We start from the raw sequence: 21682 nt of genomic DNA, 5'->3' as shown, positions 1-21682 counted from the left end.
CTGTGGGGAGGAGGTCACGGCTGTAGCCGTGAGATGTGCCAACCGGAGGAATCCCGGTCGTAACGCAGCCGCCGGTGCAGCCGGTCGGCGTCGGCCGACCAGAACTCCACGGCGGCGGGCTCCAGGCGGTATCCGGCGAACCGCGCCGGGCGGGGCAGGGGGGTTCCGTACGACGCCAGGCGCTCCGCCTCCGCCCTGAGCCCGGCGACGTCCTCCAGGGGTTCGCTCTGCCGCGAGACCGCCGACATCGCGTGCAGCGGCACCGGCCGCGCGTTCCACAGCCGCTCCGCCTCGGGCTCGGGCAGCATGACCACGGGACCGGAGAAGATCAGTTGCCGCGCGGTCTCGCGCCAGTAGAGCAGGCCCGAGCCCCAGCCGGTCTCGGCGATCTCCCGGCCCTTCCGGCTGGAGCTGTGGCTGGTGAAGACCAGGCCCCGATCGCTCACGTCGATGACGGCGACCATGCGGGAGGAGGCCCGGCCGCCGCGGTCGGCGGTCGCGAGGGCGAGGGCGAGCGGCTCCCGCACCCCCTCCTCCACCGCCGACGCGATCCACTGCCGGGCCAGGACCATCGGCTCGGCCGGCGGCGTGTCGTACTCGGGGAACGCCGGGTCGATGGCGCCGGTCAGACTCTCGAACCTGCTGCTCACTGTCGCCTCCGGGCTGTGTGGGGATACGGGCGGCCCTGGCCGCATGGCGAGGACGGGGTGCGGACCCGGCCGCGCGGGCGATCCGCCGGCGGGTCCGCGCGCCGTTCAGGCGTAGATCACGCCGCGGGCGACGGTCACGGCCGAACCGCCGACCCGTACGGACGTGACGGCTTCCGGGGCGCCGTCGGCGCGGGCCCGCATGAGCGAGGGGCGGCCCATCTCGACGCCCTGGTGGATGTCGATCCACTGCCCGAACCCGATCTGCCCGTGCCGGGCCAGGTGGACGGCCAGCGGACCGGCCGCCGACCCCGTGGCCGCGTCCTCGGCCACGCCGTAGGCGGGCGAGAACATCCGGCTGCGCCAGGTCGGTCCGGAGCCGGCGAAGCAGTTGGTCGCCATGTCGGGGAAGGCGGCCAGCGCGCGCTGGTCGGGGTCGACCCGGGACAGCGCGGCGATGCTCTCCAGCCCGACGTACACGTGCCGGGGACCGTTGTGGTAGATCACGACGGGCAGCGTGGAGGAGGTCAGGCCGAGCGCGGCGAGGAGTTCGCCGGCGCGGTCGAACTCCTCCCACGTCGGGACGGGCTGCCCCATCTCCGCGGCGACGACCCTCCCGTCCACGCGCTCCAGGTCGAAGGCGATGACTCCCATCGCCGTCTCCAGCCGGAGCCGGTCCTCCCTGCGCCCCTCGCCGAGCGCGATGGCGGTGCCGAGGAGCGGATGCCCGGCGAACGGCAGCTCGTTCACCGGCGTGAAGATGCGGATGCGGGCGTCGCCCCCCTCCCGGGCCGGGAGGACGAAGGTGACCTCCGACAGGTTCATCTCCCTGGCGATGCGCTGCATGCGTTCGGCGGAGAGGTCCTCGGCCTCGAAGAAGACCGCGACCGGGTTGCCCTGCAGCGGCGTGTCGGTGAACGCGTCGACGACCACGTACGGACGCGCCCCTTCCAGCACGGACTGGCCGGTGACCGTCATGGCAGCAGTCCCTCCATCAGAGAGCCCAGGATGCGGGGGCCGTTCTCGGTGAGCACCGACTCGGCGTGGAACTGGATCGAGGCGAAACGCGGGCCGCGCAGCGCGTGCACCTCGCCGGTCACCGGATCACGGCAGATCTCGACCGTGCCGAGGCCGTCGATCTCGGCCCGGTCCGCCTCGGCGCGCGCGGCGAACGTGTTGTAGAACCCGACGCGCTCCCGCGCGCCGAACAGGCTGATCTCCTTCTGCAGCCCCTGGTTGGGCACGTCGCGGCGCTGCAGCGGGAACCCGAGCCGGGTGGAGAGGACCTGGTGGCTGAGGCAGACGGCGAGGAAGGGGCGCCGCCCGGCGAGGAGGGCGTCCGCGGCGGCCCTCAGATAAGCGATCTTGGGGTGGGCGTCGTCCCGGGGGTCGCCGGGGCCGGGCCCCAGCACCACGAGGTCGTACCCGTCCAGCGACGGCCTCTCGTCGTGGCGGCGCACGGTCACCGCCATGCCCAGGCTGCGCATCTGGTGGTCGAGCATCGACGTGAAGGTGTCCTCGGCGTCGACGACCAGCGCCCGCACCCCGGCCAGCCGCGGCAGGGCGGCCGCGCCGCAGCCGCGCCTGCCCAGCCAGAAACCGGCGATGTTCTCGTTGCGCCGCTCCAGCGCCTCGCGGACCTCCGGGCGGGTCCTGAGCCTGCCGCTGTCGCCGGTGTCGAGCGCCGCGAGCAGGCCGGCGGTCTTCGCCCGGGTCTCCGCCACCTCCGACATCGGGTCGGAGTGGCGTACGAGCGTGGCGCCGACGCCGATGCGCGCCCGGCCGGTGTCGTCGATGTCGGCGGTCCGGATGAGGATGGAGGAGTCGAGGGTCTGCCGGCCGGCCTCGTCGTGCCCGATCAGGGCGACGACTCCGCTGTAGTACCCCCGGCCGTGCGGCTCGTGCCGGTCGATCACCCGGCAGGCGTTCTCCACCGGGCTGCCGGTGACGGTCGGGGCGAACATCGTCTCGCGGAGGATGTCGCGCACGTCCCAGCCGGTGTCTCCCTCGATGAAGTACTCGGTGTGCGCGAGCCGCGCCATCTCCTTGAGCCGAGGGCCCGTCACGCGGACGCCCGGCTCGCAGATCCGCGTCATCATCTTGAGTTCCTCGTCGAGGACCATGTAGAGCTCGTCGGACTCCTTGCGGTCGGCGAGGAAGTCCATCACCCCGTGCAGGGACGGCCCGGACTCCGGATACCGGTACGTGCCGCTGATCGGGTTCATGGTCGCGACGCCGTCCCGCAGCGTCACGTGCCGTTCCGGAGTGGCGCCCACGAAAGTCCGCTCGCCGGTGTGGACCACGAAGGTCCAGTACGCGCCCGACTCGACCTCCAGCAGTCGCCGGAAGAAGGAGAGGGCGGAGGCGGGCGTGTAGTTCCCGATGTCGGCGACGAAGGACCGCTTGATGACGAAGTTCGCCCCCTCCCCCTCGCCGATCGCCTCCTTGACGACCCTGCGGACGAGCTCGGCGTAGTCGTCGTCTTCCACGTCGAAGTGCCCGCCGGAGACCGCGAAGGGCAGGTCGGGGATCCGGTCCAGGGCCGCGCCGACCGGCAGGGTGGCCTGCCGCGTCACCGTCATCGCGATGAGCGGGGCGCCGTCGTCGGCGCAGGCGAAGCCCCGCTCCCGGACCTGCCGGTAGGGGACGACGACGAGCGTGTGGTGGCGGTCTCCCGCCCCCGGCTCCCCCTGTTCCGGCAGCGGGATGTCCGCGAGTTCGCTCAGGTACGCGACCTCGCCGATCAGGACGTCCAGTACGCCCGGGCCGGTCGCCTCCGGCCGGTGCAGCAGCGCGAAGGCCGGCGCCCGGAGGTCCAGCACGGCGTCGAGCAGGCCGCCTCCGCCGGTGTCCGAGCCGCTCCCGAGGCCGCCTTCGAGGCCGCTCACGAGAACACCTCCTTGGCCGTCAGGACGACCGCGCACCTCTCGGCCGCGTACTCGACCGCCATGCGGTGGTAGGCGGCGGTGAAGTCGGCGACGGCGTCGGCGACCAGGAAGGTCTGCAGGTCGTTGGTGAAGGCGTCGACCGCCGTCATCAACACCCCGACGTGGGCGTACACCCCGCAGACCACGAGCTGGTCGCGGCCGGCGCGCCGCATGCGCTCCAGCAGGTCGGACCGGAAGAACGCGCTGTAGCGCAGCTTGGTGAACATCCAGTCGCCGGGGGCGGGGGCGAGTTCGTCGACGACGAGCCGGTCCTCGGGGGCGCGGCGCATGCCGGGCCCCCAGAAGTCCTTGAGCAGTCCGCGCTGCTCCTCGCTCATGTCGCCGGGCTGCGCCGTGTAGCCGACCGGGACGCCGAGCGCCACGCTCCGGTCCCGCAGCAGCGCGACGTTCTGCACGAGTTCGTGCCTCGTCGGGTCGGCGAACGGCCTGACGAAGTATCGCTGCATGTCGTGGATCAGGAGCACGGCACGAGCGGGGTCGGGCGTCCATCCGGCGGCGTTGGGAGGCAGCTCGCCCGCCGCCGGAAGGGGGTAGGGCTTGATTGCGGGAATGCCGGACATGGAAGTCCTTTCAGGTAGCCGTCGCGTCAGCCGCCCCAGGCGGAGATGACCGAGACCGCCTGCCAGAGGGTCAGCCGGGGGTCACAGAAGCTCGTGTAGCGGTCGCCCACCTGGGCGAAGCCGCTCTCGTCGGCGACGCATTCGGTCACGTCGTCGGGCGTGGTCTCCAGATGGAGGCCGCCGGGGACGCCGTCCGCGCTCTCGACCGCGGTGACGAACTCCCGGACCTCCTGTTGCAGGGCCGGCACGAGGCGGGTCTTGTGACCCGACGGGGTGACCCGCGTGTTGCCGTGCATGGGGTCGCAGAGCCAGATGACGGGGTGTCCGGCGGATCTCACGGTCTCGACGAGCGGCGGCAGGGCGTAGGCCACCTGGTCGGCGCCCATCCGGGAGATGAGGGTGAGCCGGCCGGGCTCGCGTTCGGGGTCGAGCCGCTCGCACAGGCCGAGCAGTTCGTCCTTGCTCATCTTCGGGCCCACCTTGCAGGCGACCGGGTTGGCGACCTCGGCCAGCAGGGCGACGTGCGCGCCGTCCACCTGCCGCGTCCGCTCGCCGATCCAGGGCCAGTGCGTGGAGCCGAGGATCAGCCTCCCCGACGCGTCCCTGCGGAGCATCGGAACCTCGTAGTCGAGCAGCAGCGCCTCGTGGCTGGTCCACACGGGCGGGTCTATCCGGGATCGGGTGGACGATCCGCGCCAGCCGAGGTGCTCCATGATGTCGCTGGCCGCCATGTATCCGGTGAGTATCCGCAGCGGATCGGGCTGCCTGCTCTCAGGGGTCGGTTCCGGGCCGTTGACCATGTGTCCCCGGTACGCCGGGAGGGTGAGGTCGCCGACCTTCTCGGTGGAGCTCGAACGCGGCTTGGAGAACTGGCCGCCGATGCGGCCGGCCCTCAGCACGGGCTTGTGCGTGATCATCTTGAGTGCGCCGGCCAGCACGTCGAGGGCCGCGGACTTGCGGCTCACGTGCTCGGGCGTGCATTCCTCGGGGTTCTCCGCGCAGTCCCCCGACTGCACGACCAGGGAGTTTCCTGCGGCGACCTCCGCCAGGAGGGCACGCAGAGCGCGCACGTCCGCCGGCCTGACGAGCGAGGGGCGGGAGGCGAGCACTTCCTTGACGCGCTGGACCTGCGAGACATCGCTCCACTCCGGCTGCTGCAGCGCGGCGCTCAGCCGGATGGCGGGCATCACGTCATCCACGGTTCTCCATGGGGTCGAGGCGCTCTCGGCGCCGTCGTCGTCGCCCGGCCGGGAACGGCTGGGGGGTTGTCTGGCAGCCGCTGACGATCACGCGGCGGATGTGACCTAGGTGGGGATTCCCTCACGCCTGATCTCGGGCACGGGGATGTTCAGCGCGCGCAGTTGCTCGAACGGGTTCATGAACTCGCGCTGCAGCTTGATCTTCCCGTTCTCCAGCTGGAAGGAGTGCAGGAAGTGGTTCCGGTAGTGGCCTTCGGGGTAGCCGGGGAAGCGGATGGCGCCTTCGCCGTCGCACTCCACCCAGAAGAAGTTCGGGTCGTCCGTCTCGAAGATCTGGATGTTGGTCCAGACCCAGTCGGGGAAGCACTTCAGCGACCAGACGGCGTGCTCGCCGAGGCGGTCACGCCCGCGGATCGCGATCGGCTGCCCGGTGTCGTTGGTCCAGAGGCCGCCGACGCCGTCCTCGGTGAACAGCAGGTGCCGCCGCAGCCGATCCTCGCCTCTGGTGTTCATGTACTGCTCGACCGTCGCCCGGTTGATTTTCCGGAGTTCGGCCTCCGCGTCGGTTCCCGGAAAGTGAGTCGTCTCTGACACGATGAACCCTCCAAACCAATGCCGATTAATGGCGATATTTCACCCTGTGCCTTCTTCGCAGAAGCACCTCCGTTGCTTTTCCGATCACCCCGGGAAACCCCTGCGCACCATGTTCGCCAGGCTTTCCCACTCCTCTGATCTCCTGAGCACGACGGCGCGCACGAGCGGCATGCAATGGGCCGGAACCGCCTCGGCGATCTCCTTCCACTGGGCCGGGCCCACCTCCGTGGCCAGGAGCATCCGCAGCAGCAGCCGCCCGGACTCGGTCGCTCGCAGGGACGGATCACGCGCGAGCTTGCGCAGCACGGACGCCGTTTCCACCGCCTCCCCCGCCGGGCAGCCCGGCTGCCTCGGCTCGCCCCTGCGCCGGCTCTCCACGCGGGGGCGACGGGACTGCGCCGCCCGTGAGACCACTCCGGTGCGCGGCGCCGCTTCCTGCGCCGGCGCCGTCTCGCTTCGCGAGCCGCCGCCGGTCTCCTCCCTCGCGCGCAGCCGATCCGGGATCGGGTCCTGCCCGCGGTCGAGCCGCTCGCGCACGTCCCGGACGGTCCCCAGGGAGAGTCCGGTCTTCCTGGACAGCTCCCGGAGGGAGATCTCCGAGTTGGCCGCCAGCAGGGCGGCCGCGCTGCGACGCCCCTCGACGCTGCTGACCGGCCTGGACTTCCCGTCCCGGCCGACGCGGCTGAACTGCGTCTGCCCACCGAGCCGCCGGCGCAGGCCGCCGACGGTCTTGGCGCTCAGCCCCGCGCTCTCGGCCACCATCCGGTCGGACCAGTGCGGATGGGAGGCGATGATCCGCCCGGCCGCCTCCTTCCGCTCGTCGAGCGTCAGCGGCAGCCCGTGGCCGACGTTGAGCCGGACCGACAGGACGAACGCGTCGGCCTCGCTTCCGTCGAAGAACCGGACCGCGATCTCGTTCCTGCCCTTCAGCACGGCGGCGCGCAACCGGTGCATGCCGTCGATGACCCGCATCGTCGGCCGGTGAACAAGGAGCGGATCGAAGGCGCGATCCATCTCCGCGAGCATCCGGACGTGCGCCGGGTCCTCACGTTGCTTCCGCGGCGAGAGCGAGGAGGTGAGATCGCGGACGGACACGATCTCCCACGGCAGGTGGCGCAGATCCGCCACGTCGGGAAGGCGAGTTCCAAGTTCGCGATCGGTGTCGGCTGCGGTGTGAAGTGTCACTGCGGGGCCTTCCTATGAAGGAACAAGGGCAGGGGCGAATTCTTCACAGGAGCTCAACTGCGCTCAGCTTATGGTTCGGATGATTGCCATACCAGAGCAAAGGGAACAGATTCATGACAAGTCATCCATAATTTGGATATCGGTCTGCCCGCGCGCGACGGGACCAGGAAAAGTCGTCGAGGTATCGCAATCACGACATATAACGAAAAGCATGGCACGGCATGACCAACGTCATAGAGCCGTACCTGCCGTAAGGGATGACCGTTTCGATAAGCGTCCCGAGACCCGAGCGCAGGGCCCCGGACGACCCGGCGGGCCCCTGGCACACATCTTTCAGCGTCTCACCGGCCACCGATTTCGGACACCGTGCTCGATTTTCGGCACGGCGCGAAAGTATGAGCGGTCGATGCGAGGATAGTATGCACCTCGGGCGGCAGCCGGCCGGTGCGCTTCACGGCCGGAGAGGTCACCCGCGGTGCCCCTCCCCGTCACGTTGGTTCAAACGAACCGGCGACAATAATCAGTACGGGCACTGACGTCTCCTTGTCAAACGTGCGTTCTCCATCTCCCCACCTATACGACGAACCGCGACGGTGAAAGGTGACCGATGAACGACCAGGCCCAATTGGCCGAGCACTTCGACCGATCCCGCGGGCATCTGCGCGGAGTCGCGTTCCGCATGCTGGGCAGCGCGGACGAGGCCGACGACGCGGTGCAGGAGACCTGGCTGCGCGCCTGCCGGGCCGACTCCGGCTCCGTCGACAACCTGACCGCCTGGCTCACGACGATCACCGGGCGGGTCTGTCTCGACATGCTGCGCTCACGCAGCCGCCGGCGTGAGGACTTCGCCGACCTGACCGAACTCGACATGCTGGCCCCCCACGAGGAGACCGCCGACCCGGCGGACGAGGCGGTGCTGGCCGACTCCGTCGGTCTCGCGCTGCTCGTGGTCCTCGACACGCTCGGCCCGGCCGAGCGCGCCGCCTTCGTGCTGCACGACCTGTTCGCCGTGCCGTTCGACGAGATCGCCGTGATCGTGGAACGCTCGCCGGCGGCGGCGAAGAAGCTGGCCAGCCGTGCCCGTCGCCGGGTGCACGACACGGCCGACGTCCCCTCCTCCGACCTGGTCAGGCAGCGTGTGGTGGTGGACGCCTTCCTGGCCGCCTCCCGGGCCGGCGACATCGACGCCCTGCTCGCGGTGCTGGCTCCCGACGTCGTACGCCGGGCGGACGCCGTCGCCCTGCGCGGACAGGTCAGGGCGCAGGCGGAGGTGCGGGGCGCGCGGGCGGTCGCCGAGGAGACGCGCACCAACATCCGCAGGGCGCGCTTCGCCTCGCCCGCTCTCGTCAACGGCGCCGTGGGGGCGGTGGTCGCTCCGCACGGACGCCTCCAGCTCGTCCTCGAGTTCGCCTTCTCCGGTGACCGCATCGCGTCCGTCGACGTCATCGGTGACCCCATCCGCCTGAAGGAGGTCCGGCTCGGCCTCGCCGACAACCCGGCCGTGGCCGCGTCGTCCGTACGGCGCCAGCTTTCGGTGCAGAGCGTGTGACACACCCGGGAGGCATCGTGATCGTGAATCCGCGGCTCGCCGTGCTCTACGTCGGCGACCAGAGCAGGACCCTGGAGTTCCTCACCGGGACGCTGGGCTTCGAGATCGCGGCGGACGTCCCCCAGGGGGAGGGGCGCCGCTGGGTGGAGGTGCGCCCGCCGGGCGCGCAGACCTGCGTGGCCCTCGCCGCGGTCGAGCCCGAGATCCTGGAGGCGCTTGAGGCCCGCGCCGGACGGATGACGCACGGCTGGTTCGACTGCGACGACGTCGACGCCACCTGCCGGGACCTGCGGGCACGGGGCGTGGAGATCGTCGTGGCGCCGCAGGCCACTCCCTGGCGGGAGGGCGGCCGGTGGGCGCAGATCCGCGGCCACGACGGCAACCTGTACGGGCTGACGGAGCGAGGCCGCTGACCGCGGGCGGCAGGGGCGCGGGTGGTAACTGTGGGTTCTCCTCAGTTGCACACCCCGCCCGCCCCCTCGGTGCGGTTCAGCCGCCGGCGTCCCGCCGGAGCGGGCGCACCTCGCAGCGCACCCGCGCCCTGGCCCTGGCGTCGATCACGCCCACCGCCTCCTCCGTGAGCCCGGTCACCGCGGCGATGTCGGCGTACGAGAGCCCGAAACCATGGCGCAGCAGGAACACCGTCCGCTCGTCCCGGTCCAGCATGCCGAGCACGGCCGACAGGGCCGCCGTGACCGACTCGGCCAGTTGCAGATCGGGCTCGCCCCGCAGCGGCTCCGGCAGCCAGGGGCCGATGTGCTCCTCGCCGTTGGCCTGCGCGACACGCAGGCGCGTCAGCGCCAGCACGGCGACCAGCCCGATGAGCGCGTGCGGGAACCCCGCCGAGCGGTCGCCCTGACCGGCCAGCCAGCGGGCCCGGGTCTCCTCGACCACGCGTGCGGCCTCCCCGCCGTCGCCGAGCATGCTGCGCGCCACCGCGTGGAGCAGAGCGGCGTGTTCCTCGAACGCCTGGAACGCGCAGTCCGCTTCGGCCGGCCCATCCGGATTACGCTCCATGCGCTCTCCTCGCAGTCGTGGTCCGATCTCCGGACGCCGCCCACCGGGCCGATAACCGTATGTCGCCGCCCGTGGCCCGCCCTGCCGGACACCTTCTCGCGCGGCACCGCAACCCCCTGCGCCGCCCGATTCGACGATTTCCTCGTCGCCCGCAATTTACACCGGCGGAACCGCCACGCCCAGAATTACTCCCCCTCTCCTTTGCCGGCTCCCCTTGGCCGGCACTCCTTTGCGGACGGCCCCGGCGGGGCCCGCGGGAGCGCCGGACCGCTTCTTTCCCATTAAGACGAACGCGGCCCGCGGAATGTGACACGCGAACCCGCGGTGAATTACCGGCGCAATGCGCATGTCACGTTCCGGCCCTCGGGATACGTCATTCTTTTGGCGGCTCGAACCGGCGGAACCTCTCCGCTCCCCACCGTGCCGCCTTCCGGCCGCACAGCGAGGTGAACAACTGATGGTCTTCGTCCCGGACGCGTCCCACGCCGATCCGAGCGCGTGGCGGATCGCCATGGACGCCAGTGAGGGAACGCTGTCGATGACGACGTCGAAGGGGCCCCGGCTCCTGCACGAACTGCCCTGTTTCCACGGCTCCTTCTATCTGAGCCCTCCCGGGCTGCTGGCGGGCTTCACGCTGCAGCTGCCGTTGCCGGTCTATCCGTCGTGGCTGCAGGAGGACGAGGCCCCCGTGCTCTTCTGGGAGTCGGTGGACCTCGAAACCGGCCACGCCCCCAACGAGGTCATGGGGAACGCCCGGCTGCGGCTCGGCAGGCGGGAGACCTCCGCGACCGTGTCCGCCCTGTGCACGGAGGTCCCGGTCGCCCAAACCGGCCGCTCCTACCTGAAGATCGTGCTGGAGACCGTGTTCCCCTCGGTGAGCCTGCGCTGGCCGGCCGAGGCGTGGCAGCGGCTGCGGCCGGTGACGCTCAAGCTGTTCACCGAGATCCGCCCGGCCGACCCGCCCGAGTCGCGGTGGCCGGTGCCGGAGCAGCGGGACCGCTGAACGGCACCCTTGGGCAGCCGAATGAGGTCCGGGCCGGCCGGCCCGGACCACATCGGTCCCGGAGACGGGTCAGCGCGTCAGAGCGCGGTTCTGCCCGTCCGGAAGAGTGTCCGGGAGAGCGTCCTGAAGTGCGGCCTGCCCGTCCTCGCCGTGCGGGCCGCCGTTCGCTGTCGGAACCTTCTCCCCGCCGTACGCCCTGGACATCCGCAGGCGCAGCCGGCCGATCGGTCCGCGCAGGCCCCTGGGGGGCACGGCCTCGTCGTACGGCAGCACCGGCACCGGTTCCCGGCCGCGCAGGTGCGCCTCGATGTCCTCCGCCGGCCGCGAGTGGACCTCGACGTACCGGCCGTCCGGCATCCGTTTGATCACCCCCGACTCCACGCCGTGCGTGAGCACCGCGACGTCGGAGCGCTGCAGGCCCAGGCAGATGCGGTAGGTGACCGCGTAGGCCAGGGCGGGCGCGACGAACACGAGGATCCGTCCGGCCCAGGTCGTCGTGTAGAGGCTCACGCGGAAGTTCGCGGAGATGATGTCGTTGCCGCCGAACAGCCACAGCACGCCGTAGAACGCGATGGCCGCCATGCCGATCGAGGTGCGGTGCGGGTTGTCGCGCGGCCGGTCCGCGAGGTGGTGCTCGCGGTGATCACCGGTGATCCACCGTTCCAGGAACGGGTAGAGGGCCATTCCGACGACGATGATCCCCAGCGGCACCAACGCGGGGATGACCACGCTGAGCGGGACCGTGCCGGCCTGCGAGGTGCCGAAGAGGTTGACCTCCCAGGCGGGCATGATGCGCAGCGCCCCTTCGAGGAAGGCCAGGTAGAAGTCGGGCTGCGAGCCGGCCGAGATGTCGGCGGGGGTGTACGGCCCGTACAGCCAGACCGGGTTGATCTGCGCGAACGTGCCGAGCCCGGCGATCACGGCGAACGTGAACAGGAAGAACGCCCCCGACTTCGCCATGAAGGCCGGGTAGAAGGGCGCGCCGACCACGTTGCGGTTGGTCCGCCCCTTGCCGGGGAACTGCGTGTGCTTCTGCACCCACATCAGGATCAGGTGCGCGGTGACCAGCGCCAGGATCAGGCCGGGCAGGAGCAGGATGTGGATCGAGTAGAAGCGGGAGATGACGTCCTCGCCCGGATACTCGCTGCCGAACAGGAAGAAGTTGAGGTAGGTGCCGACCACCGGCAGTCCGATGACCACCCCCTGGGTGACCCGGAGCCCGGCGCCGGACAGCAGGTCGTCGGGCAGGGAGTAGCCGGTCAGGCCCTCGAACAGCGCGACGGAGAGGATCACCGTGCCGATGATCCAGTTGAGCTCGCGCGGCTTGCGGTAGGCGCCGGTGAAGAAGACCCGCAGCGCGTGCGCCATCATGCCGCCGATGAAGACCAGCGCGGACCAGTGATGGATCTGCCGGATGAGCAGACCGCCCCGGACCTCGAAGCTGATGTCGAGCGTGGACGCGTACGCCTCGGACATCGCCACCCCCTTGAGCGGGGCGTACGTGCCGTTGTAAACGATCTCCCCCATGCTCGGCTTGAACCAGAACGTCAGGAAAGTGCCCGTAAGCAGCAGGATGACGAACGAGTACAGCGCGATCTCGCCGAGGAGGAAGGACCAGTGGTCGGGAAATATCTTGCGCAGATTGCGCCTGGCGAAGCCGCCCGCGCCCAGGCGGTCGTCCAGGAATGTGGCCGGCCCGGCGATGCGCTCGGGCACGGTTCTCAGTTCACTCAAAGGTGGCCTCCGTTCTCCCTGGCCCGCGCCTCCGCGTCGCCGCGCTCCCAGTAGCTGGGGCCGACCGGAGCGGCGAAGTCGCCCAGTGCGACGAGGTAGCCCTCCTCGTCGACGCCGACCGGCAACTGCGGCAGCGGCCGGGCGGCGGGGCCGAACACGACCCTGGCCCCGTCGGCGGCGTCGAAGGTTGACTGGTGACACGGGCACAGGATGTGGTGGGTGGTCTGCTCGTACAGCGCCGCGGGGCAGCCCACGTGCGTGCAGATCTTGGAATAGGCGACGATCCCGTCGTGGGTCCAGTTCGGATCGGTGCCGGGTTTCAGCTCCTCCGGACGGAACTTGACGAGGATCACCGTCGCCTTGGCGAGGACGTTCAGGTCGTGCTCGTAGCCCTCGGGGACGACCGACAGGATGCCTCCGGGCGAGTTGAAGTCGGCCGCGCGGATCGGCTGTCCGGTGCCCTCGACGACGAGGCGCAGCGGCTTGCCGTCCTCGGTCCGCTCTCCCCAGACCGTGTGCCGCAGCTTCCGGTGGAGCTGCGCGGCGGGCGCGCCGGTGGTGTCGAGGTCGCGCAGCAGCACCAGCGGCGCCAGGCCCAGCGGCGCCGCCGCGAGCAGCAGGGTGCGGCGCAGCAGGCGGTGCCTGACGATGCCGCTCTCCCCGGCGCCGCGCACGAACGTGGCCGCGACCTCGGCCCGCACCTCCTCGGGTGAGGCCATGGGATGGCGCCGCTGGACCAGCTCGTACTTCGGCATGATCTGGCGTACCCAGATCACGATCCCCGAGGCCAGCGCCAGCAACGCCAGCGTCAGCGTCCCGCCGAGGGCGACGTGCGAGGCGCCCGTCGCGCTCAGGCCGCCGACCTGGAGCCGGACATAGGTCACGAGGAAGGCCACGAGGGCGGCGAACGCCAGCAGGAAGCACAGCGCCGCGACGCGCTCCGCCCTGCGGGCCGTCCGTTCGTCCTGCGGAACGACGCCGAGGACGCCGGGAACGGCGGGAAGGTCGGCCTCCTCGTCCGCCGCGTCCGGACGCGCGGGCGCGGCGCCGGGCAGGGGGGCGCCGGGTGAGGGAGCGTCGGTCAAGGGGGTGCCGAGGACGCGGGCGGGCGTCCGCCGGTCCGGGCGCGGGCGCCCCTCAGGCCACCCCTCCGGACGTCCGGTCTCGTGCTCGTTGTCCGTCATGACGAAAGTCGCTTCTCTCGCGGCCCGTCAGCCCGCGGCGCGGACAGGCCTGGGTCTTCCGGGTCGCCGGCCCTCGACGCCCCCGAGCTTGTCCTGGTTCGCGATGATCCAGATCCGGGTGACGCGGTCGGCGGCGAGGTCGACGTCGACCACGATCACGGCGATCGGCTCGTCCCCCGCGGTGATGAGCGCCGCGGGCCCGCCGTTGACGTCCACGACGGAGCCGCTCCCGATGTCGTCCCCCATGTCATCGGTCTCGGCGACCGCGGCGCTCTCCGGGCGCAGGACCCTGCGCAGACCGCGGACGAGCAGACGGCCGACCTTCTCCGCGCCCTCGACCCGGTTCCTGGCCACGCCGCGGCGGCCGTTCCCGTCGATGCACAAGGTGACCTCGGGCGCGAGCAGGTCGAGCAGCGCCCGCAGATCGCCGCCCAGGCAGGCGGCCAGGAAGCGCTCCGTCACCCGCCTGCGGACGTCGTGGTCCTGCCGGAACCGGGGCCGCCTCTCCCGGACGTGCGAGCGGGCGCGGCGGGCGAGCTGCCGCACCGCGGCCTCGGACCGGCCGACCATCACCGCGATGTCGGCGAAGGAGAAGTCGAACGCCTCCCGGAGCACGAACACCACCCGCTCCAGCGGGGAGAGGGTCTCCATCACCACGAGCATGGCCACGGAGACCGAGTCGGCGATCTCCGCGCCGTCCTCGAGCGCGGGCCCGGTCGGCAGCGGCTCGGGCAGCCACTGCCCCACGTACGCCTCCCTGCGGGCCTTCGCCCACCGCAGCCGGTCGAGGGCGAGCCTCGTCGTGATCTGGACGAGGAAGGACCGTGGGTCGGCGATCCTGGCGTGGTCGACGCGGTCCCACCGCAGCCACGCCTCCTGGACGACGTCCTCGGCGTCGGTCACGCTGCCCAGCACCCGGTACGCCACCCCGAAGAGCAGCTCGCGGCTGCTCTCGAAACTGGCGACCGGCGCGGGTTGCCCCTCGGTCACCGCGGGCATCTGGCCTCCTTGTCTCCGCCTCCCCTATAGAGACGCGCCGGAGGCACGAGACGTGACACGGGCGGCCAGGGGTGCGAGACCGCCGGGAAGGCCGACACGCAGGGGACTTCTCCGCGTACTGCCCTTTTCGTGATCTGCACCACTCTTGACCTTCCAACACAGGTGGGTATAAACAAATACGAAACAACATCGAAACGGTGGTGAACCAACACGATGTACGCCGAGGAGCGGCAGCAGGAGATCCTGCGGGTGGCGCGGGACGCCGGCCGGGTCGACGTGGTGACGCTTGCCGACCGGTTCGGCGTGACCACGGAGACGATCCGCCGCGACCTGACCGCGCTGGAGCGCGCGGGCGTCCTGCGGCGCGTGCACGGCGGCGCCATCCCGGTCGAGCGCCTGGGGTTCGAGCCCGCCCTGGCCGCCAGGGACGAGGTGATGACGGTCGAGAAGGAACGCATCGCCAAGGCCGCCCTGGCCGAGCTTCCGCAGGACGGCGCCGTGGTCCTCGACGCGGGCTCCACGACGAGCCGGCTCGTGCAGGCGCTGCCGCCGGACCGCGAGCTCACCGTCGTCGTGAACTCGCCTCCACTTGCCACCATGCTGGCGAGCCGTCCCAACCTGACCGTGCTCATGCTGGGGGGCCGGGTGCGCGGCCGGACGCTGGCGACCGTGGAGGACTGGGCCATCCAGCAGTTGTCGCAGCTCAACGTGGACGTGGCGTTCATGGCGACCAACGGCTGCTCGGTGGCCAAGGGCCTGACGACCCCCGACCCGGCCGAGGCGGCGATCAAACGGGCGATGATCGCCTGCGCCGACCGCGCCGTCCTGCTGGCCGACCACACGAAGTTCTCCGCCACCTACCTCGCGCGCTTCGCGACGCTCCGGGAGATCGACGTCGTCATCACCGACACCGGGATCGACCCCGACCTCGCCGCCGCGCTGGCCGCCGCCGGACCGGAGGTGGTTCGCGCGTGATCCTCACGCTGACCCTGAACCCCAGCCTCGACCGCACGATCGAGGTCGGCGCGCTCACCCGCGGCGCGGTCATCCGCGCCGCCGCCACCCACCTCGACCCCGGCGGCAAGGGCGTCAACGTCTCACGCGCCCTGCTGGCCAACGACGTGCGGTCCTGCGCGGTCATCCCGTACGGCGGCAGCGAGGGGCGCCGGCTCCTCGACCTGCTGTCCGCGGAGGGCATCGACATGGTCCCCGTCCCGGTCGAGGGCCCCACCAGGTCGAACGTCGCCATCGCCGAGCCCGACGGCACGGTCACCAAGGTGAACGAGCCGGGAACCGCGCTGACCCCCGCCGAACTGGACACGCTGGCGGGCGCGGTGCTCGACGCCGCCCGGTCGGCCGACTGGGTGGTCGCCTCGGGCAGCCTCCCGCCGGGCGTCCCGATCGACGTGTACGCCGGGCTGGGCCGCCGGTTCGCCGGCGCCGGCATCAACCTCGCGGTCGACACCAGCGGCCCCGCCCTCGTGTCCGCCGTGAGCGCCGGCCCGGCTCTGGTCAAGCCCAACCGCGACGAGCTCGCCGAGGCCACCGGCACGTCGATCGCCCATGTCGGCGACGTGCTCGACGCCGTCGGCAAGCTGCGCGCGATGGGCGCGCGATCCGTCCTGACCAGCCTCGGCGCCGACGGCGCGCTGCTGGTCGAGGACGACGACCGGGTCTGGTACGGCGAATGCGCGGTCGAGGAGCCACGCAGCAGCGTGGGCGCGGGAGACGCGCTGCTGGCGGGCTTCCTCGCCGCCGGGGCCCGCGGCGGCGCCGCCCTCGCCGAGGGCCTGGCCTGGGCCGGCGCGGCCGTGGGCCTGCCCGGCAGCCGGATGCCCGGTCCGGCCGACATCGACCGCACGCACGTCCGGATCGGCTCCCCCGACCCGGCCCGCCAGCTCTGCCCCTACTGACCGCGTCCACCGAACCCGCGCTCACAACCGAACCCGCGCCCACCGCGTCGGCCCCGCCGACCCGCCCGCTCTGCCCCTGCTGATCCACTCGCTTCGCTCGCTTCGCCCGGGGACGACGGCGACCCGAGAACCCCCCAGCCGGCCCGCCAGGCCGGTCGCCCGGAAGGAGCATGTCCATGGCCACGCCCTATACCCCCACCGTCCACGGCACCGGTGTGCGGGCCACGATCCAGCGTTTCGGCGGCCATCTCGCCGGGATGATCATGCCGAACATCGGGGCGTTCATCGCCTGGGGCCTCATCACGGCCCTGTTCATCCCGACCGGGTGGATACCGAACAAGACACTCGCCGAACTGGTCGGCCCGATCATCGGCACCCTCCTTCCCGTCCTCATCGGCTACACCGGCGGCCGGATGGTCCACGCCCAGCGCGGCGCGGTCGTCGGCGCCGTCGCCACGATGGGCGTCGTCGTCGGCGCGGACGTGCCGATGTTCCTCGGCGCGATGGTCATCGGCCCGCTGGCCGCGCTGGTCCTCAAGTACGCCGACCGGTTCACCGCCGAACGGACCAGGGCCGGCTTCGAGATGCTCGTCGACAACTTCACCGCCGGCATCGTCGGCGCGGTCATGGCGATCGCCGGGGTCCTCGCCATCGGCCCGATCGTGGAGAAGGTCACCGAGGTCGCGGGCGACGGCGTGTCGTGGCTCGTCTCCCACTCGCTCCTGCCGATCGCGTCGGTCATCATCGAGCCGGCCAAGGTGCTGTTCCTCAACAACGCGATCAACCACGGCGTGCTCGGGCCGCTGGGCGTCGCGGAGTCGGTCAAGCACGGCAAGTCGATCCTGTTCATGCTGGAGTCCAACCCCGGCCCGGGCCTCGGCCTGCTGATCGCCTACCTGCTGTTCGGCCCGAGGTCCCTGCGTCCGAGCACCCCCGCCGCCATGATCATCCACTTCTTCGGCGGCATCCACGAGATCTACTTCCCGTACGTGCTGATGAAGCCGCGCCTGATCCTCGCGGTGATCGCCGGTGGCGCCTCCGGGGTGCTCATCTTCCTGATCACCGGGGCGGGCCTGGTGGCGACGCCCTCGCCGGGCAGCATCTTCGCCTACATGGCGGTGACCCCGAAGGGCGGCTGGTTCGGGGTGATCGCCGGGATCGTGGTCGCGACGGCCGTCTCCTTCGCCGTGGCCGCCGCCCTGCTGGGCTTCGGCCGCGCCAACGGCGACCAGGGACCGGCACCGGACGCGATCCGGACCGACGCGGGCGACACCGGCCACGCGAACGACAGCCACGTGAACGACATCGACGGCACGAGCACCGAGAAGCGCGACCCAACCGGCGAGACGGCGGCCGAGAGCGTGCCCGCCACCAAGGAGGCGTAGAACGTGTCCAGCATCCAGGGCAAGGACGTCCGCAAGCTCATCGTGGCGTGCGACGCGGGCATGGGCAGCAGCGTCATGCTCGCGAGTACCCTGCGCAGGCAGCTCAAGGGCACCGAGGTCACCGTGGAGCACACCCCGGTCAACTCGATCCCCGGGGACGCCGACGTGGTCGTCTGCCACGCCGGGCTCGCCGACCGGGCCAGGGCGAGCGCCCCCGGCGTCGCGCTCGTGCCGTTCCAGGTCTTCATCGGCGACCCGGCCGTGACGCGGGTCGTCGACGCGATCAGGAACGGGGGCACGATCGATGGCTGACCGGGCCACGGCCCCGCTCCCCCTCGACCCCCGCGCCGTACGGACGGCCGCGGCCGCCGCGGACATCGAGGACGCCGTCCGGCAGTGCGGAGCGGTCCTCCAGGAGGTCGGCGCGGTGGACGGGACCTACGCCGAGGCCATGCTCGAACGCGAGCGGTCGATCTCGACGTACGTCGGCGAGGGTGTGGCCATCCCCCACGGCACGCTGACGTCGAAGGAGGCGGTCCGGCACGACGCCGTCTGCGTGCTGCGCTTCCCCGAGGGCGTCGACTGGCACGGCGAGCGCGTGACGGTGTGCGTCGGCATCGCCGCACGCGGGGACGGCCACCTGCGGCTGCTGTCGTCGCTCGCCCGCATCCTGCTCGACCCGGACCGCGCCGCGGCCCTGCGCGCGGCGACCGAGGTCGACGAGGTCATCGGCCTGCTGCAACCGGACGGAGAGGAAGACCCGGAGTGAAAGTCGCCCGATTCCACGCTCCCGGAGACATCCGGCTGGAGGAGGTGCCCGAGCCCGTCGCCCGCCCCGGCGAGGTCAAGATCCGTGTGCGCAACTGCTCGACGTGCGGCACGGACGTGAAGATCTACCGGTTCGGGCACCACCACATCAGGCCGCCCCGGGTGATGGGCCACGAGATCGCCGGAGAGATCGTGGAACTCGGCGAGGGCGTGACCGGCTGGAGCCCGGGCGACCGGGTGCAGGTGATCGCCGCCATCCCCTGCGGCGAGTGCGAGGAGTGCCGCCGGGGCCACCTCACGGTCTGCCCGAATCAGGAGTCGATGGGCTACCACTACGACGGCGGCTTCGCGCAGTACATGGTCGTGCCGGCCAAGGTGCTCGCCGTGGACGGGCTCAACCGCGTCCCCGACGGGGTGGGGTTCGCCGAGGCGTCCCTCGCCGAGCCGCTCGCCTGCGTGCTCAACGGGCAGGAACTGGCCCGCGTCGGCGAGGGCGACGACGTGGTCGTCGTCGGCTCGGGCCCGATCGGCTGCCTGCACGTGCGGCTCGCCCGCGCCCGCGGCGCGGGCCGGGTGTTCCTCGCCGACCTGAACGCCGAGCGTCTCGCCATGGCCGCCGGGCTCGTACGGCCGGACGCGGCGATCTGCTCGGGAGAGACCGACGTCGTGGACGAGGTGCTCAAGCTGACCGGCGGCCGGGGCGCCGACGTGGTGATCACGGCGGCGGCCTCCGGGGCGGCCCAGCAGCAGGCGTTGCAGATGGCCGCGCGGCAGGGCCGGATCAGCTTCTTCGGCGGGCTGCCGAAGGACGACCCGATCATCGCCTGCGACTCCAACCTCGTGCACTACCGGGAGCTGACCATCGTCGGCGCGAACGGGTCGAGCCCGGCGCACAACGCCCGCGCCCTGCGGCTCATCGCCGACGGAGCGGTGCCGGTCGCCGACCTGATCACCCGTCGCCTCGGCCTGGACGAGGTCATGGACGCCATCGACGTCGTCGCCCGCGGCGCCGCGATCAAAGTCACCATCGAGCCCTGAAGCCGAGCCCTCAAGCTCTGACCTGAAACCAAGCTCTGGAAAGCGAGCTCTGGAAATCAAAGCCATGGAAGGAATGCGATGCCGGAAAGGACAGTGACGGTCGCCGCACGCTCCGGCCTGCACGCCCGCCCCGCCAAGATCTTCGTCGAGGCGGCGGCGCGGCAGCCGGCGCCCGTGCGCATCCGAGTCGGCGACGGCGACGCCGTCCCCGCCAACAGCATGCTGGGCGTGCTGACGCTCGGGGCCGGGCACGGCGCGGAGGTCACCCTGGAGGCCGAAGGGCCGGGGGCGGAGGAGGCCCTCACCGCCCTCGCGGACCTGCTGGCCCGCGACCTCGACGCCGAAGGCGCCGCCTAGGCCGGGGCCCGCATCACCTGAACGACGGGCGCGGCCACCCGCCCGCGCCGCACTTCCGCAGCGGTGCCCGCCGTACGCGCCGATGGCTGACGCGCTCCCCTTCGGGGAGACTGGGGTGCGGGAGGGAGGAGCGGCGGATGGCGGCCACGGCACGGCGGACGGCGGACCCCGGCGAGAAACGCGGTGAGCGGGAGGAGGCGCGGTACGTCCGGCGGCGACCGGCTCCCCCGCTGCGTCCGCTGGTCGCGTGGTACAGCGGCTACCGCGACGCCGGCATCCCGCCCGGGACGCATCGCGGCCTGCCCTCGCCGTACCTGACCATGATCGTCACGCTCGACGACCCGCTCGTCGTCGCGGCGCATCCCGATCCCCGCACTCCGGCGAGGTCGTACGACACGCTGGTGGGCGGGTTGCACACCGCTCCGGCGATCGTCACGCACGACGGGCGGCAGTCGGGGGTCCAGCTCGCCCTCACGCCGCTCGGCGCGCGGGCCCTGCTCGGCCTGCCGGCCGGGGAGCTGTCCGGGCTCGACCTGGACGGCGCCGACGTCCTCGGCGCACTCGCGGGCGAACTGCGCGAGCGCCTGCTGGAGGCGCCCGGCTGGGACGGGCGCTTCACGGCCCTCGACGCGGTCCTGTCCCGGCACACCCGTCCCACGCGGGAGCGGCCGTCCGAGGTGACCTGGGCGTGGCGGCGGATGCTGGCCGCCGGCGGCCGGGTCACGGTGTCCGGTCTCGCCCGCGAGGCGGGCTGGAGCGCCCGGCACCTCAACGGCCGGTTCCGGGAGGAGATCGGCCTGTCCCCCAAGGAGGCGGCGCGGGTCGTCCGGTTCGACCGGGTCCGCCGCCTGCTCCAGAGCGCGGCGGCGTCCGGACGGCGGCTCGCGCTGGCCGACGCGGCGGCCGAGTGCGGGTTCTACGACCAGGCGCACCTCGCCCGCGAGTTCCGGAGCCTCGCCGGATGCTCCCCCAGCCGGTGGCTGGCCGAAGAGGGGGTGCCGTTCCGAAACGTCCAAGCCCTGGACGGGGACGGACGGCCAGACTCGGCGGCATGAACGACACCACACCAGCACCTCAGGTCTGGCCCACGCTGCGGGCCGGGGACGCCCGCGCGTTGATCGCCTTCCTCGTCGAGGCGTTCGGCTTCGAGGAGACCGCCGTGTACGGCGAGGGCGACCGGGTCGGCCACGCCCAGCTCTCCTGGCCGCCCGGCGGCGGGATCATGCTGGGCAGCGTCCGCGAGACGCCGGACGACAAGTGGAACCTCACCCCCGGCACGTTCGGCGCGTACGTCGTGACCGACGAGCCGGACGCGTTGTTCGCCCGGGCGACCGCCGCGGGGGCGCGCGTCGTCCAGGAGCCGTACGACACCGACTACGGGTCCCGCGACTTCGTGGTCCGCGACCCGGAGGACAACCTGTGGTCGTTCGGCACCTACCGCGGCGAACCGCGCGTGAAGGGCTGACCACTCTCCGCCGCCCCGCCGGGCAGTACCCGGCGGGGCCGGACCGATTTCCGTCCCCGTGAATACCCAGCCAAAAACCGGATATGGAGGCATTGACAAGGACTAACAGTTCAAACGTGACCTGAGAGGAGCCGTCC

The 21682-nt window shown here is 71.8% G+C and carries 23 protein-coding genes; 12 read left to right on the top strand and 11 right to left on the bottom strand.

Features of this window, described 5'->3' with window-relative positions:
- Positions 1-14: 14 nt before the first annotated feature.
- From phzG to HHX37_RS20645, 7 genes are all read right to left on the bottom strand, one after another.
- A complete protein-coding gene (gene phzG / locus HHX37_RS20675; protein WP_138461319.1) occupies positions 15-650 on the bottom strand; it encodes a phenazine biosynthesis FMN-dependent oxidase PhzG in 636 nt (211 codons plus the stop codon).
- Positions 651-755: 105 nt separating this feature from the next.
- Entirely contained in the window at positions 756-1625 is an 870-nt protein-coding gene (locus HHX37_RS20670) for a PhzF family phenazine biosynthesis protein (RefSeq protein WP_117410143.1), read from the bottom strand.
- Positions 1622-3535, bottom strand: coding sequence for an anthranilate synthase family protein (locus HHX37_RS20665; RefSeq protein WP_310740461.1), 1914 nt, complete (start codon positions 3533-3535; stop codon positions 1622-1624). The genes HHX37_RS20670 and HHX37_RS20665 overlap by 4 nt, the downstream gene beginning before the upstream one ends.
- Positions 3532-4155, bottom strand: coding sequence for an isochorismatase family protein (locus HHX37_RS20660; protein ID WP_117410142.1), 624 nt, complete (start codon positions 4153-4155; stop codon positions 3532-3534). The genes HHX37_RS20665 and HHX37_RS20660 overlap by 4 nt, the downstream gene beginning before the upstream one ends.
- 26 nt (positions 4156-4181) lie before the next feature.
- Entirely contained in the window at positions 4182-5354 is a 1173-nt protein-coding gene (locus HHX37_RS20655; protein WP_182879254.1) for a 3-deoxy-7-phosphoheptulonate synthase, read from the bottom strand.
- A 105-nt stretch (positions 5355-5459) separates the two neighbouring features.
- A complete protein-coding gene (locus HHX37_RS20650; protein WP_182878035.1) occupies positions 5460-5948 on the bottom strand; it encodes a PhzA/PhzB family protein in 489 nt (162 codons plus the stop codon).
- An 84-nt stretch (positions 5949-6032) separates the two neighbouring features.
- Complete coding sequence (locus tag HHX37_RS20645; protein WP_310737913.1) at positions 6033-7076, bottom strand: ParB/RepB/Spo0J family partition protein; 1044 nt, start codon at positions 7074-7076, stop codon at positions 6033-6035.
- Between the two features lie 664 nt (positions 7077-7740).
- On the opposite strand from HHX37_RS20645, the gene HHX37_RS20640 reads away from it, so the two are divergent.
- Positions 7741-8682: a sigma-70 family RNA polymerase sigma factor gene (locus HHX37_RS20640; protein ID WP_182886420.1), complete on the top strand. Its 942-nt coding sequence runs from the start codon at positions 7741-7743 to the stop codon at positions 8680-8682.
- Between the two features lie 17 nt (positions 8683-8699).
- Positions 8700-9095: a VOC family protein gene (locus tag HHX37_RS20635; protein WP_182878038.1), complete on the top strand. Its 396-nt coding sequence runs from the start codon at positions 8700-8702 to the stop codon at positions 9093-9095.
- A gap of 76 nt (positions 9096-9171) precedes the next feature.
- Here HHX37_RS20635 and HHX37_RS20630 read toward each other — a convergent pair whose 3' ends face one another.
- Positions 9172-9699, bottom strand: coding sequence for a sigma factor-like helix-turn-helix DNA-binding protein (locus HHX37_RS20630; protein ID WP_182886419.1), 528 nt, complete (start codon positions 9697-9699; stop codon positions 9172-9174).
- 457 nt (positions 9700-10156) lie between these two features.
- On the opposite strand from HHX37_RS20630, the gene HHX37_RS20625 reads away from it, so the two are divergent.
- On the top strand, positions 10157-10702 hold the full coding sequence (locus HHX37_RS20625) for a hypothetical protein (RefSeq protein ID WP_182878039.1): 546 nt from the start codon (positions 10157-10159) through the stop codon (positions 10700-10702).
- Between the two features lie 69 nt (positions 10703-10771).
- Here the strand turns inward: HHX37_RS20625 and HHX37_RS20620 are convergent, their stop codons facing one another.
- From HHX37_RS20620 to sigJ, 3 genes are read right to left on the bottom strand one after another with little or no spacing between them, the layout of a single operon-like run.
- Complete coding sequence (locus tag HHX37_RS20620; protein ID WP_396776219.1) at positions 10772-12436, bottom strand: cytochrome bc complex cytochrome b subunit; 1665 nt, start codon at positions 12434-12436, stop codon at positions 10772-10774.
- On the bottom strand, positions 12433-13620 hold the full coding sequence (locus HHX37_RS20615) for a ubiquinol-cytochrome c reductase iron-sulfur subunit (RefSeq protein WP_182886418.1): 1188 nt from the start codon (positions 13618-13620) through the stop codon (positions 12433-12435). Before HHX37_RS20615 ends, HHX37_RS20620 begins: the two co-directional genes overlap by 4 nt.
- Before the next feature lie 27 nt (positions 13621-13647).
- A complete protein-coding gene (gene sigJ / locus HHX37_RS20610; RefSeq protein ID WP_117410133.1) occupies positions 13648-14619 on the bottom strand; it encodes an RNA polymerase sigma factor SigJ in 972 nt (323 codons plus the stop codon).
- Positions 14620-14832: 213 nt separating this feature from the next.
- Here sigJ and HHX37_RS20605 point away from each other — a divergent pair, with 213 nt between their 5' ends.
- The 9 genes from HHX37_RS20605 to HHX37_RS20570 all read left to right on the top strand — a co-directional run bounded on the left by HHX37_RS20605 (position 14833) and on the right by HHX37_RS20570 (position 21545).
- Positions 14833-15594 (top strand): DeoR/GlpR family DNA-binding transcription regulator, encoded by a 762-nt coding sequence (locus HHX37_RS20605; RefSeq protein WP_182886417.1) that lies wholly within the window; start codon positions 14833-14835, stop codon positions 15592-15594.
- Positions 15591-16532: a 1-phosphofructokinase gene (gene pfkB / locus HHX37_RS20600; RefSeq protein ID WP_182886416.1), complete on the top strand. Its 942-nt coding sequence runs from the start codon at positions 15591-15593 to the stop codon at positions 16530-16532. The genes HHX37_RS20605 and pfkB overlap by 4 nt, the downstream gene beginning before the upstream one ends.
- Before the next feature lie 176 nt (positions 16533-16708).
- Entirely contained in the window at positions 16709-17917 is a 1209-nt protein-coding gene (gene mtlA, locus HHX37_RS20595) for a PTS mannitol transporter subunit IICB (protein ID WP_220502993.1), read from the top strand.
- A 3-nt stretch (positions 17918-17920) separates the two neighbouring features.
- Positions 17921-18229 (top strand): PTS lactose transporter subunit IIB, encoded by a 309-nt coding sequence (locus HHX37_RS35795; RefSeq protein WP_138461328.1) that lies wholly within the window; start codon positions 17921-17923, stop codon positions 18227-18229.
- Positions 18222-18686: a PTS sugar transporter subunit IIA gene (locus HHX37_RS20590; protein WP_182886415.1), complete on the top strand. Its 465-nt coding sequence runs from the start codon at positions 18222-18224 to the stop codon at positions 18684-18686. Before HHX37_RS35795 ends, HHX37_RS20590 begins: the two co-directional genes overlap by 8 nt.
- Complete coding sequence (locus HHX37_RS20585; protein WP_182879261.1) at positions 18683-19723, top strand: zinc-dependent dehydrogenase; 1041 nt, start codon at positions 18683-18685, stop codon at positions 19721-19723. The genes HHX37_RS20590 and HHX37_RS20585 overlap by 4 nt, the downstream gene beginning before the upstream one ends.
- Positions 19724-19801: 78 nt before the next feature.
- Positions 19802-20080, top strand: a complete 279-nt coding sequence (locus HHX37_RS20580; RefSeq protein ID WP_182886414.1) for an HPr family phosphocarrier protein — start codon at positions 19802-19804, stop codon at positions 20078-20080.
- A 137-nt stretch (positions 20081-20217) separates the two neighbouring features.
- Positions 20218-21135 (top strand): helix-turn-helix domain-containing protein, encoded by a 918-nt coding sequence (locus HHX37_RS20575; protein WP_182886413.1) that lies wholly within the window; start codon positions 20218-20220, stop codon positions 21133-21135.
- A complete protein-coding gene (locus HHX37_RS20570; RefSeq protein ID WP_182879264.1) occupies positions 21132-21545 on the top strand; it encodes a VOC family protein in 414 nt (137 codons plus the stop codon). Before HHX37_RS20575 ends, HHX37_RS20570 begins: the two co-directional genes overlap by 4 nt.
- The last annotated feature ends 137 nt before the right edge of the window (positions 21546-21682 follow it).

Origin of the sequence: Microbispora sp. H10885 (assembly GCF_014161415.1) — a bacterium.
In the GTDB taxonomy this organism is placed as follows: domain Bacteria; phylum Actinomycetota; class Actinomycetes; order Streptosporangiales; family Streptosporangiaceae; genus Microbispora; species Microbispora triticiradicis.
Note: the sequence above shows the minus strand (reverse complement) of the source record. Positions and strands in the feature narration are given on the sequence as shown.